The organism is Corynebacterium tuberculostearicum (assembly GCF_022347385.1).
Taxonomy (GTDB): Bacteria; Actinomycetota; Actinomycetes; order Mycobacteriales; family Mycobacteriaceae; genus Corynebacterium; species Corynebacterium tuberculostearicum_M.
The window spans coordinates 121579-134291 of sequence record NZ_JAKRDT010000006.1 but is presented as its reverse complement, the minus strand read 5'-3'; the positions used below and the strand labels follow the sequence as shown (position 1 = coordinate 134291).

Annotated in this window: 10 protein-coding genes and 1 tRNA gene; 4 read left to right on the top strand and 7 right to left on the bottom strand. The window is 60.9% G+C overall.

From position 1 onward, the window contains the following. Positions 1 to 187 precede the first annotated feature (187 nt). Positions 188 to 264 (bottom strand) — tRNA-Met (locus MHK00_RS05155). Positions 265 to 415: 151 nt separating this feature from the next. Further along, positions 416 to 3373 carry a UPF0182 family protein gene (locus MHK00_RS05150; protein WP_250410771.1) on the bottom strand — a complete coding sequence of 986 codons (2958 nt, stop codon included), beginning with the start codon at positions 3371 to 3373 and terminating at the stop codon, positions 416 to 418. A 123-nt stretch (positions 3374 to 3496) separates the two neighbouring features. Here MHK00_RS05150 and MHK00_RS05145 point away from each other — a divergent pair, with 123 nt between their 5' ends. Both MHK00_RS05145 and MHK00_RS05140 read left to right on the top strand, forming a co-directional pair. Beyond that, a complete protein-coding gene (locus MHK00_RS05145; protein ID WP_005322346.1) occupies positions 3497 to 4033 on the top strand; it encodes a PPA1309 family protein in 537 nt (178 codons plus the stop codon). A gap of 46 nt (positions 4034 to 4079) precedes the next feature. Further along, on the top strand, positions 4080 to 4751 hold the full coding sequence (locus MHK00_RS05140; protein ID WP_250410754.1) for a beta-N-acetylglucosaminidase: 672 nt from the start codon (positions 4080 to 4082) through the stop codon (positions 4749 to 4751). Between the two features lie 5 nt (positions 4752 to 4756). On the opposite strand, the gene MHK00_RS05135 is transcribed toward MHK00_RS05140, so the two are convergent. Further along, positions 4757 to 5821, bottom strand: a complete 1065-nt coding sequence (locus tag MHK00_RS05135; RefSeq protein ID WP_250410753.1) for a YlbL family protein — start codon at positions 5819 to 5821, stop codon at positions 4757 to 4759. 93 nt (positions 5822 to 5914) lie between these two features. On the opposite strand from MHK00_RS05135, the gene MHK00_RS05130 reads away from it, so the two are divergent. Further along, positions 5915 to 7336, top strand: coding sequence for a zinc-dependent metalloprotease (locus MHK00_RS05130; RefSeq protein WP_250410752.1), 1422 nt, complete (start codon positions 5915 to 5917; stop codon positions 7334 to 7336). Here the strand turns inward: MHK00_RS05130 and MHK00_RS05125 are convergent. Further along, positions 7333 to 7854 carry a M48 metallopeptidase family protein gene (locus MHK00_RS05125; protein WP_005322354.1) on the bottom strand — a complete coding sequence of 174 codons (522 nt, stop codon included), beginning with the start codon at positions 7852 to 7854 and terminating at the stop codon, positions 7333 to 7335. The genes MHK00_RS05130 and MHK00_RS05125 overlap by 4 nt on opposite strands. A 62-nt stretch (positions 7855 to 7916) precedes the next feature. Here MHK00_RS05125 and MHK00_RS05120 point away from each other — a divergent pair, with 62 nt between their 5' ends. Beyond that, positions 7917 to 8804 carry a hypothetical protein gene (locus MHK00_RS05120; RefSeq protein WP_005322356.1) on the top strand — a complete coding sequence of 296 codons (888 nt, stop codon included), beginning with the start codon at positions 7917 to 7919 and terminating at the stop codon, positions 8802 to 8804. Here MHK00_RS05120 and MHK00_RS05115 read toward each other — a convergent pair. Genes MHK00_RS05115 through MHK00_RS05105 form a run of 3 tightly spaced genes read right to left on the bottom strand, consistent with a single transcriptional unit; the run spans position 8782 to position 12682 of the window. Then, positions 8782 to 10839 (bottom strand): ATP-dependent DNA helicase UvrD2, encoded by a 2058-nt coding sequence (locus MHK00_RS05115; protein ID WP_005322357.1) that lies wholly within the window; start codon positions 10837 to 10839, stop codon positions 8782 to 8784. The genes MHK00_RS05120 and MHK00_RS05115 overlap by 23 nt on opposite strands. Further along, positions 10832 to 11563 carry an NAD(+) diphosphatase gene (locus tag MHK00_RS05110; protein ID WP_005322359.1) on the bottom strand — a complete coding sequence of 244 codons (732 nt, stop codon included), beginning with the start codon at positions 11561 to 11563 and terminating at the stop codon, positions 10832 to 10834. Before MHK00_RS05110 ends, MHK00_RS05115 begins: the two co-directional genes overlap by 8 nt. Next, a complete protein-coding gene (locus MHK00_RS05105) occupies positions 11564 to 12682 on the bottom strand; it encodes a potassium channel family protein (RefSeq protein ID WP_005322361.1) in 1119 nt (372 codons plus the stop codon). Positions 12683 to 12713 lie beyond the last annotated feature (31 nt).

Genomic DNA, 12713 nt, shown 5'->3' with positions numbered 1-12713 from the left:
CAGGATCGAAATTCTTGGCAAAATCATCATATCCGCGTCGTTGTACTGCAGTGATCTCTTTGTGAAGCGCAGATCCGGTTGCGGGATTGCGCGGTGCAGGATTTTGAGCCTAGTGCACCAAATGGCGATTTCAGCATAAAACGAAAGAGACCCCTACCAGCGTTTCCACTGGTAGGGGCTTGGAAGTTGGTAGCGGGGGCAGGATTCGAACCTACGACCTCTGGGTTATGAGCCCAGCGAGCTACCGAGCTGCTCCACCCCGCGTCGAGATGACTTCCATCATCTGCGCTTGAACAGTACGTTAACACTAAGTGTATTCGCTCTGTCCTGGCGACTCATGTAACTATACATAGGGAAAGGCACCTACCCAAATCCGCTGGGCAGGTGCCTAATTCATTGCGACTATAAGCCGGAACTACTTCTCCGTCGACTGGTAGGACTCGACTGCCTTGTCGAGCTCATCCAGGGCGCGACCATATTCCTCGAAGGAGCCATCGCGCGCATCTTCAAGCCCCTTCAGGGCCTTGTTGATGTCATCGATGGCACCCGCCTCGTCGGAGGAAGACGGAGCGGAAGCCGGAGCCGAAGGCTTATCGTCCTTAGACTCCTTCTTGTTCTCCTCATCCTTGGCGCCGTCCTTGTCCTCGGAATCGCCGTCAACTTCCTCGATGTTCTGGGCAGACTTGGCGTCGATTCCCACCTGCTCGAGGGCATCGCCGATGGTCGGGGCATAGCCCACGCGGCCCTTATAGGACACGAGCACGCGCAACAGCTTCGGGAAGGCAGAGGCCTGGTCCTTGCGCTGCGAGTAAATCGGCTCGAGGTACAGGATTTCGCCGCCACCTACTGGCAGGGCTAGCAGGTTGCCGTTGTGCAGGTCGTTGGTGCCCTCCCACAGGGTGCGGTCGCGGGCGACCTGGTCGGAGGACATCATCGCATCCTGTGCCTGCTTCGGGCCCTGGGTCTGTGTATTGGTGGGCAGCACGCGCACGGTGATATCGCCGTAGTTTTCCGGTTCGGAGGATACGGCCATGTGCGCAGACAAGAACTCGCGGTTGAGGCCACGGTAGGAGGTGGTCAGCTGGAAGGTCGGCTTGCCGGTCTCCGGGTCAGCGGCCATCACGTAGTACGGCGGCTGATTGAGCTGACGGGATTCCTCCGCGGTGGGGTCATTCGGCACGGACCAGAAGGCATCGTTATTGAAGAAGACATTCGGGTCATCCACGTGGTAGCGGGCCAACAGGTCACGCTGCACCTTGAACATATCCTCCGGGTAGCGGAAGTGCTCGCGTAGCTCATCGGAGATCTCCGCCTCAGGCTTGACGACGTCCGGGAACACACCCTCCCAAGCCTTGAGCACCGGGTCATTCTTGTCGAACTCGTAGAGGTCCACAGTGCCGTCATAGGCATCGACGGTGGCCTTGACCGAGTTGCGGATATAGCCGACCTTGTCATTGACCAAGCGCTGGGTGGTGCCATCAGGGTTGAGGGTGTCCTGGGTGGCGTCGGAAAGCGAGGCACGCTGGGAGTAAGGCAAGGATTCCAGAGTGGTATAGCCATCCACAATCCACTTCAGGCGGCCATCAACCACTGCCGGGTAGGTAGCAGAATCGGTGGTCAACCACGGAGCAACCTTCTCCACGCGCTCGCGCGGATCGCGGTCATACAGCAGCTTGGACTCGCTGCCGACGCGATCCGAGAGCAGGAAGTTCAGCTCGCGATACTTGGCGGCGTACATGGTGCGGTCAAAGATATTGCCGATGCCAACGCCGCCCTTGCCGTCATAGGTGTAGGTGGAGCTATCGGTGTCATACTCGACCGGGTTATCGCCGGTCTTGCCGGTAATCGCATAATCCATGCCGTCGGCCGCGCCGGCAATGACCGGGCCGTAGTAGATGCGCGGCTGATCAACCTTAATGCCAAGGGATTTCTCTGCGTCCTGAGTTTCGCCTTCGCCCTCGGACTCGCCGGCCTGAGTCTGTAGGTCAGACACGGTAAAGATGGGGAAGCCACCGCGGGCGGAACCTGCATCGCGGGCCACCTCGTCGACCTTATTGGCCTGCGCTGCCACGAAGCCGTTGCCGTGAGTGTAGACGGTGTGGCGGTTAATCCAGTCCGACTGGTTCTCCCGCAGCTCGTTCGGATCCAGCTCGCGGGCGGCGACGACGAAGTCGCGCTTCTTGCCATCGATCTCGTAGCGGTCCATCGACAGCGTCTCTGGGAAGCCGTAGAAGTTCTTCAGCTGCTGCATCTGAGTGAAGGTAGGAGAAAGGATCTCCGGATCCAGCAGGCGGAGGTTATTGATGGTGGCGTTATCAGAGGCCACCTTGTCATCGGAGACTTCATCCCCGCCCCAGTTGTCTTCATAGGTGACGTGGTCATCAGTGAGCCCATAGGCATAGCGGGTGGCCTCGATATTGCGGGCGATGGATTCTTCTTCCTTAGCCTGGCGGTTGGGCTGTACGGAAAAGCGCTCCATCAGCAGCGGCCATGCCTGGCCAATGACCAGCGAGGACAGCAGCATCAGCACCACGGCCAGGCCGGGGATGCGCAGGTCCTTGATGACAACGGCCATAAACAGGGCCACGGCCACAAAAACGCCAATGATCATCAAGATGATCTTCGCCGGCAGGTAGGCGTGAATATCGGTATAGGAACCACCGGTAAAGAGGTCGTGCTGGGTATTAAGCAGCTCATAGCGCTCCAACCAGTAGCCGATGACCTGGACTACCATCCACAGGCCGGCGGTAATCGCCAGCTGCAGGCGAGCGGGGTGGGAGATCGAGCCGCGCACACCGGCGGCCTTATTGCCAATGCGGATGCCGCCCAGCACGTAGTGGCCGAAAAGCGCAATAAGGAAGGCCAGGATCAACAAGATGGACAGGGTGCTAACCACCATCTTGAGAACTGGCAACGTGAAGGCATAAAAACCCAGGTCGTGGTGGAACTGGGCGTCTTGTTCGCCGAATTCCTGGCCGTTGAGGAAGAGCAGCACCGTGCGCCAATTGGACTGGCCGATGAAACCGGCGATGATGCCCACGATGGCGGGGATGACCTTGAAGAAGACACCCATGGACTTCTCAATGGACTTGCGGTACTGATACACCGGCGAGTTCAGGTCTCCCAAGTCGAGCGAATCCGGGCGCCCGCGCCAGGCAAAATAGCCGGCGGCCCACACCACTGCAGCGGCCACAAGACCGAAGATGATAAAGAGGACTATCCGCGCAATAATCGCGGTGGTGAAGACGTTCCGGTATTCAATCGCACCAAACCACCTCCAATCCGTGTACATGCCCACGAGCATGGGGCCAAAGAACAAGAGGACGGCAATGATGGCCGCAATGATTGTCGCGACCCGCGGGGGCCGCTTCAACGGGGCGGCTGGTGTGGATGACCCTAAGGACAACGCCAGCTCCAATCAACTAGTGCGAATTTAAAACCTGTAGACTTCTTCCAGCTTAAGGAAGCAATACACAGATAACGAATAAGGATGTTCATGAGTTCCCCCGAATTATCACAGCCAGCTTTAAACCGCGCGATGACCGAAGCCGTGGAATTCGTCCACGCCGAAGGCTGGGACGCCCGCCCCACCATCTTCGCGCTGGTTCCCACCCACTTGGTAGCCGATCAGCTTGCCGCGCTCGATGAAGAGGACGCCGCACCGCTTACCCTCATCGTGCAGGATAATGTGCCCGAAAACATTGAGCCTGGTTCAGAGCAGCTGGCCGATTATGTCTCCCGCCTGGCCTGGCCGCGAGAGGTTGCCGGCGTCATCTTGGCCCAAGAGATTAAGTTCCGCGATACCTCCAGCGAGGACCCCTCCCCTCGCCCGGCGCGCCTTTATTCCGGTGCGCTGCGCGAGGAAGGCATCGAAACCACATTGCTGCAGCTGCGCCCCACCGAGGAGGAGTTAGAAGCGGCCGGACCGTTCGCGGAAGATGACATCCAGCTGCGCGGCGGCCCGCAGGTAGCTCCGGGGGTCATTGCGGCCTTGCGCTATGGGCTGAACCAAGACCCGGATGAGCTAGATTAGACTGAAGTGACAATTCTCGCCTGCGACTAAGGAGCATTTTCCTACCGTGCGACGCACTACTCTCACTCGCCTGACCGCCACCCGCGCCACCGCAGCAGCGCTTCTGCTGGGTGTAGGCGTGAGCACTGCCGCTTGTTCCTCGGACGATGCCGCGCCTGCCGACGCCCCCGTGGAGACCACCACCGCCGGCGCCGAGTCCACCGCCCCTGCGGCGGATACCACTGAGGAAACCAGCACCGCCTCTAGCTCCTCTTCCACCGTTGCGTCCAGCGCGGAATCGAGCGCGGCGGAAAGCTCGGGGGTGTCTGAGGGGGCGTCGGCAAGCAAGGAGCCCGACAACGAAAAATTGGAAAAGTCTGTAGCCAAGGCCTATGACATCTTTGCTCCGGTAGCGCCCAAGGAGCTCTTCGCGCACTTCGACCGCTGCGATTCCACGGGCGGGGACGATTCCTATAATTGCTCTGGGCCGGAGGTAGGCCAGTTCCAGTTCTTCCGCTCGCACTCCAAGGCCAAGCAAACCACGCAGGTGCTCACCGAGCTGCGCAGCTCGCAGGTCATTGAGGATGACGGCGACCGCGTCGTAGGCTGGTCCACCTTGGGAACCACCGCGGTCATCACCGTGGTGGACAATAAAGAAGGCATGGTTATGCAGCAGATGATCTCCTCCGACCAGGAAGACCCGGAAGAGAAGATCAAGGAGCTGGGCCTAGCTAAGTAAGCCGGCTACTGGCAGGTTTTAATCTCCTTGCCGTCCGCGAAGTCCTTCATCGTGGACACTGCCTCATCCAAGGTGGAAACTTCCGCGATGGGCATATCGCCGTGGTCGCTCGCGGCGGCCTCAGAGCAATTATCCTTCGGCGCGAGGAAGAGCTCCGCGCCGGCCTCGTGTGCTGCGGCGATTTTATGTTGGATGCCGCCAATCGGGCCTACTTTGCCGTCTTCCTGAATAGTGCCCGTACCGGCCACGAACTTGCCGCCGGTGAGGTCTTCCTCGTTGAGCTTATCGATGACCGCTAGGGTAAACATCATGCCGGCGGAGGGCCCACCAATATCCTGCAGGTTGTATTTGACCTTAATATCGTCCTGCGGGACCGAGAGCATGGCGATGCCCAGCATTGCCTGCCCCTTCTGCTTCGGGTTCTCCCCTAGCTCGATTTCTTCTTCTTGCTCCTTGCCGCCCCGCTGGACGGTCAGCGTGACCTTATCGCCAGGGCTTTTCTGCTTGATGACGTCTTGGACCTCGCCCGGCTCCGAGACATCTTTGCCTTCTACCGCGGTAATGACATCGTCCTTTTTCAGCGTGCCCTGCGCCGCGCCCTCATCCATGACTTCCGCGATGGTGATCTTTACCGGCAGGTGCAGGTAATCCATGGCCGCCACGGTGGCTGCAGACTCGGACTGGGTAAAGGCCTGCTTATTGGACTCTTCTACCTCTTTATCGCTCATATTCTGCGGAATGACGGTATCGATGGGCACGATGGTGTCATCGGTCATCATCCAGCGGCCCAGCGCCTGCGCCAGGGTCATATTGGTGCGCACGGAGACTGTGGTCATGTTGAGGTGGCCGTCGGTGTCATAGGTTTTCGGCGCCTTAACATCTACCACCTGGGTGCCGTCGACCTCACCCAATGTGTCCACCGTGGGACCTGGCCCCTCAGCGGCATAAGGCACGGTCAAAGACACATCGGTGCCGGGGATATGGTCAAGCGATACCAACGCACCGGTGAGGACGACGGGGATGGCACCCCAGGCGATAGTGCGGACGCGACGGCTAGCAGGAGAATTCACGGATCAATACCCTACAACCTTTGCCGTAGTGTTCGCTGTCAGCGTAGCGGGGATCATGGAAAGTAGCCGGATGGTGCCGGTAGATTAGGACGCATGAGCAACGGATTCGGTTTTTCTTTCCCCAATAACGATGACGACGATAATGACGGACGTCGTGACCAGAACCCGTTCGGCGCATTCGGCGGCGCTAATGGTGGCGGCCTGGGTGACATGCTGAACCAGTTCGGTCAGATGCTGTCCGGCATGGGCTCTTCCATGAACTCGCCGGAAAACTCCGGCCCGGTCAATTACGACATGGCTAAGCGCATCGCCCTGCAGCAAATCTCGCAGTCCAAGGCGGTAAGCGCGGACGATACCAAGGCCGTAGAGGAATCCGTGCGTTTGGCGGAGCTCTGGCTTGATGACGCCACCTATTTGCCCACCGCCTCCGGCACGGCCAAGGCCTGGGATTCCAAGCAGTGGTTGGAGGAGACCATGCCGGCGTGGCAACGCATGGTCACCCCGGTGGCAGAGCACATGAATGATGCTCAGCTGGATTCCATGCCGGAAGAGGCCCGCGAGATGATGGGCCCCATGACCAAGATGATGAACCAGATGTCCGGCATGAATTTTGGCATGCAGCTTGGCCACGCCTTGGGCGATTTGGCTTCCCAGGCGCTGACCGGCTCCGATTTCGGCCTGCCCATCGCCCCAGCCAATACCGTGGCACTGTTGCCGCAGACCATCCAGAGGGTCGCCCGCGAGCTTAATGTTCCTGGCCAGGAGGTGCTGGTTTATATTGCCGCACGCGAGGCTGCCCGCCAGCGCCTGTTCAAGCACGTGCCGTGGTTGGTAGAGCGCATCGTCTCCTCCGTAGAGGAATATGCCATTGGCCTGGTCATTGATACCTCCCACCTGGAGGAAGTCACCCGCGAGCTCAACCTCGAGTCCGGCGATCCACAGGCAATCCAGGACGCAATGAGCAAGTTGCAGGGCATGGACCTCTCCCCGCGCATTACGTCCAAGAACACTGCAGCCGCATCCCGCCTCGAGACCCTATTGGCACTGGTGGAAGGCTGGGCCGAGCACGTGGTTACTGAGGCACTGGGCGAGCGCATCCCGTCGACTTCGAAGCTCACCCAGGCATGGGCACACCGCCGCAGCACCGGCGGTTCCGCCGAGAATGCCTTCAGCAAGGTGGTCGGCATCGAACTCAATGCCCCGAAGGTCTCTGAGGCCGCGGAGCTATGGCGCCGCGCCACCGTCGCCGTAGGCGCGGAAAAGCGCGATAAGGCCTGGGATCACCCAGACTTCCTGCCCACTGCGGAGCACCTTGATAATCCGGCCGCCTTTATCGATTCCCTGCTGGACGAAGGCCCGGATGAAGGCTTTGAAGAAGAGTTTGCCAAGCTGGAGGAAATGCTCAAGAACGGCGAGGATTCCTCTGCGGCGCAGGGCGACGAGTCCAAGGAGTCCGAGAAGCCGGAAGGCAAGGACGAGAAGAAGGACAAGGGCAACGAGGACGAGGAGAACTAGCAGCCCCAGCGCTGATAGGCCTCAAGATAGCCCTTCGCCCGCTCGGCGTGGGGCGCCCTGTCCGCCCATTGCCAAAAATCCCGCCCATGGCGCGGGATGAAGGTGTGGGTGAGCTCGTGAATGATCACTGAATCCAGCACATAGTCCGGCACGTGTTGCAGCCGGTCGCTCAGCCGAATGTCCGCGGTGGAGGTAGTACAGCTACCCCACCGCGTATTTTGATTGCTCACCCACCGAATAGAGCCAATGGTCGCGCGGCCATCTAAATACGCCGCGTTGAGCCGCCGCGCACGTTCTTCGAGCTGGGCGTCCGTGCGGCGGCCACTGCCCTGCTTCTTTTCCACCCGCGCCAACATATCCGCTACGGCTTCGCGCTCATCGCGCGCGGACATCCACGCGGGAATGCGTACCTCGAGTACCCCGGACACCATGCGCGCCTGCACGGTTTTCGTCCGCTTGGCAGAGCGAATGACTTTGATCTCTGGGGGCTGCGGTGCGGTAGGCTGCATGCTCGACATGACAGGTGATTGTACCTGTGGTGCAATGGAGACCACATACTTCGGGGGAAGGGGTTAAAGGCGTGGGGATTTCTGCCACCCAGGTGGTCTTAGCACCCGGCAGCGCGGTGTTTTGCCGCGAGGAAACGGTAATCCAATTTGGCATGGATGCCACCCGCGTCGGGGTTGCGGAAACAGGAAGCGCGCTCGCCGTCGCGACGGCTTTCAACACCGCTCGCGAGCCAGTGACCCCGGAGGACTTGTCCCACCGGCTGCGTGCCGCAGGACTTGAGGAAGCGGCGGCGCTGAGCCTCATTGAAGACGCGCTGGACTATGGCATCCTCTGGCCGCACAGGGAGTCCGCCGAAAAGACAGACACCATTGTCCTCATGGGCGAATCCACCCTGGCATACAACCTTCGCGCACGCCTTGAGGAGGATGGCTTCCAGGTGCGCATCCCGCTGGAGGAAGACAATGCCTTTTCCTATATCCACGACCTGGACGGCATGTATCCGGTCCTCGCCGTGGACCAGCTGCACTGCCCGCTGGATTGCGCGAATGCACTGGCGGGCACAGCAACCACGTGGATTCCGGTATCTTTGCTGGACAATCGTGGCGTCATCGGGCCGGTACGCATCCAGGGCCAAGGCCCCTGCCCCTTGTGTGCGCACTTGGCGCGCGTGGATATGGACCCACTCTGGAATATCATCAGTACCCAGCTCACCCGCGTGCGCCGCACGCCAGAAGCCGTGGTGCTCGATGCGGTTGCGGCGCATTCGCAGGTGATCATCCGGCGGCTGATGGGGCGTCCGCTGCCGCCAGGCGCGCCAACCCCTAAGCCGCGCCCCGGACAGCAATGGGAGGTCGATATCTACGGACATCACCAACAGCGCACCGTCATAGCGCATCCACGCTGCCCGGTGTGCTTCGGTGGCAAGACCAGCCTGGCTAGCTACGAACCGAACGAATAACCTCTAGTACCTGGGCGCCGTAGCGCTCCAGCTTGCTAGGTCCTACGCCGGAGATGGAGAGCATCTCTGCCTCATCGGAGGGCAATTCCTCCGAAATCGCCTGCAGGGTGGCATCGGAAAAGATGACATAGGCCGGAACCTTTTCCTCACGCGCTACCTGGGAGCGCCACGAGCGCAACGCGGCAAAGACCTCTTCATCGCCGCCGCCCTCGCAATCTTCATGGCGGCCAATGACCTTTTCCGCCGGTGTGCCCAGCGGGCCAGAGCACACACGGCACCGCTTCGGGCGGCGCGCGCGGGAGCTTCCCCCGGAGGCGTCTTCGGCCGCCGGGACGATGCCATCGAGGAAGCGGGTGCGCTCGCGCGAGGCACGCGAGCCGGTAGTCTTCGCCAGCGCCCACGACAGCGCGAGGTGCTCACGAGCGCGGGTAATACCCACGTAGAAAAGGCGGCGCTCCTCTTCTACCTGTTCATCGCCAGCCTTGATGGCATGGTTGATGGGCATAAGCTTTTCCGTTAGCCCCACGAGGAATACCGCATCCCATTCCAAGCCCTTGGCGGCGTGCACGGTAGCCAGCGTCACGCCTTCCATAGCTGGGGCCTGCTTATCGGTAGAGCGCCGGCGCAACTCCCCCAGCACCCCGTTGAGATCGATGCCAGGAGTGGATTCCACAATCTTTTCAATGAGCCCAACCAGTGCGTTGAGGGACTGCCAGCGCTCCCGGGCCTGGGCGCCCTGCGGCTCGGTGGAACTCAAACCCAGCTCGACAAACGCGGCGCGGGCAATCGCCACCGGGTCATCCGGCAGGTCCTCGCGGCGGGTCGCGGCGATGAGCACGCGGATCGCCTCCAGGATTTCCGGGCGGCGGAAAAAGCCCTCGCCGCCGCGGACTTGGTAGACCACTCCGGCGTCGGCAAGCGCCTGCTCAAACTGCTCCGACTGGGCATTGATGCGGTAAAGGATGGCAATCTCGGAGGCCGGCACACCCTGATCCAGCAGAGTAAGGACCTGGCCGGCCACCTCCTGGGCCTCAATTTCTTCGGACTCATAGGCCTTGAAAGTGGGCTCGGGACCGGGCTCGCGCATGCCCTGCAGCTCCAAGCGCGTGCCCGCCGCGCGGCCGGTGGCCTTGCCAATAACCCGGTTGGCCAGGTCCGTTACCTGCGGCGTGGAGCGGTAGTCGCGCTGCAGCTTGACCACGGTGCCATCCGGGTACGTGCGGGAGAAATTAAGCAGGTAGTCCGGGGAGGCTCCGTTGAAGGAATAGATGGTCTGGTTAGCATCGCCCACCACGGTAAGGTCATCGCGCTCACCCAACCACGCGTTGAGCACCCGCTGCTGCAGCGGGGTAACGTCCTGGTACTCATCGACGACGAAGGTCCGGTACTGCTCGCGGAAGGTCTCCGCAATCGCCGGCACATTCTCGATGGCACCTGCAATGTGCATGAGCAGGTCATCAAAATCCAGATGCATCATCTCCGGCGTGGCCTTGGACTGCTCGTAGCGGCGGAAGGCCTCTGCCACCTTGGCCGGATCGGCCGGCGCACTGCGGTCCGTATTGGCGATCACGGACTCATAATCCTCGGCGCTGACCAGCGCGGACTTAGCCCACTCGATCTCCGCCAAGACGTCTCGAATCATGTCCTTGGAATTATCTAGCCCCACCGAGCGCACCGCGCGGGCAACCAGCGGGAATTTATTATCCAGCAGCTGCCACGGAAGATCGCCTGCTACCTGCGGCCAAAAATACTTCAGCTGGCGGCGCGCAGCCGCGTGGAAGGTCTGCGCCTGCACTCCGGCCACGCCCATGGTGCGCAGGCGATCGCGCATTTCTCCGGCCGCTCGCGCCGTAAAGGTCACCGCAAGCACGCGCTGCGGGCTCACAAAACCCTGGTCCACCAAGTTGGCAATGCGATAGGTAATAGTGCGGGTCTTGCCCGTGCCCGCGCCAGCCAAGATGCACACGGGCCCGCGCGGCGCCGTGGCCGCGCGCAGCTGATCTTCATCCAGCAGGGACAAATCCGGCTTAGTCACCGTGATACCACTCCATAATCATCGTGTGTGCAATTGAACCCGGACGAGGAAGCTTAAGCTCAGGCAGCTCGGCGCGCTCCACCCACCGGATTTCTTCCAATTCCCCATCAGTATGGCAGGTGGGGTGGACATCAGCCGTGCGCGCGCAAAAGCCCAGCATAAGGGAACCACTCGGTGGCCACGCCTGCGAGCCCCAATAGCGAATATCGTCCACCCTGCGCCCGGTTTCTTCCAGGGCCTCGCGCGCAAAAGCAGCCTCCGCGGTCTCGCCCGGCTCGACGTAACCGGCAATCAGGGAGAAAAAGCCAGTGCGGCGGCGATTGCGCGCCAGCAAAATCCGGTCGGTGCCACTGAGGCGAATAAGCCCGATGACGGCAGGATCTAGGCGCGGGAAGACCATCCGGCGCTCGTCCACAGGATCGCGCCCCACGATTCCCGGTGCCGGGTAGTCCAGCTTGTGTCCGGTCCGCGGATCAAAGCGCTGCTCGCGCCGATTGCGGATCAGCGCAATGGCTTGCAAAATCACCGGCTGGTCTGCAAAGAACGTTGCGCTTTCCAGCCGGCCCAGCTCGCTAGCACCGTCTTCCGGATACGCGCACGCCTGCAGGGTACCTAGGTCCACTACTGCGTGCTTGCCGACGCCCCCGGGAACCTTCTCCACCAGCACCGGCTCCCCCGCTGCCGTAACCGGTACCTGGCCGTGAGGGGTTACTGGGAGGAACATTTAATCCTCATCATCATCGTCCATGACCTCGATGGGCTGTTCCATCTCATGCTTGATGTAGAGCAGGCGGTCGCCCGGCTTCAGCGCGGAGGCATCCGCGGTATCCACGCGGTGCAGCTCGTTATTGCGCAAAACAGCCAACACGATATCTGCCAGGTGGCGTGGGTTGGAGCCCACCTCGAATTCGCGCACGGCGCGCTCGGCTACGGAGAAACCTTCGTTGGGTGAAAGCAGGTCTTCCATCATCTCCACCACCGTCGGGGTGACGGTGGCCAGGCCTAGCAGTCGGCCGGCCGTCTCAGCGGAGGTGACCACGGAATCTGCACCGGATTGGAGCAACAGGTGACGGTTTTCGGACTCGCGCACCGACGCCACGATCTTGGCCTTGGGCGCAAGCTCTCGCACGGAGAGGCAGCACAGCACCGCGGTATCGTCCGTGGATGGGGTAACGACGATGGAGCTGGCGTGCTCTACCCCAGCGATCTTTAGCACGTCCTGCTTGGTGCCGGAACCAAAGATGGTGACCAATCCGTGGTGCTCTGCGTGAGCGAGGGACGCACGGTTGGTATCGATGACCACGATCTGGGAGGACGGAACATCATCGGCCAGCAGCGCGGCCACGGCTCCGGCGCCCTTGGTGCCATAACCGATAACGACGGTGTGGTTACGCAATTGCTTTCTCCAGTTCTGGATTTGGAAAGTGCGGCGGGCCTTATCCGTCAACACGGACAAGGTCGCGCCAACCAATAAAACAAGGAAGATCAGGCGGGCAGGGGTAATAAGCACTAAGTTAATGAGCCTGGCCTGTGGGGACACGGGCACGATATCGCCGTAACCCACGGTGGTCAGGGACACCGCCGCATAGTAGGCGGAGTCCAATAACGACATGTCCTCGCTATACCCACCGCCGTCCACATAGACCACGATGGTCACGAAGACAACGATGCCAAAAGCCCACAGCACACGCTTGCCCAGCTGACGCCACGGGCTGGAATTTTCATCCCTCGGCACCGTAATGACATCAATGAGCGCGTGGTCCGGCTGCGAGGACAGCTCAACCTGCGGCAAGAAGCGACTTCTAAAGCGTGACTTCATTGCCTGCGCACGTTTTTTGCCCACTAGCCCAGCCTTCTTTTCTGGTCTCGAATAA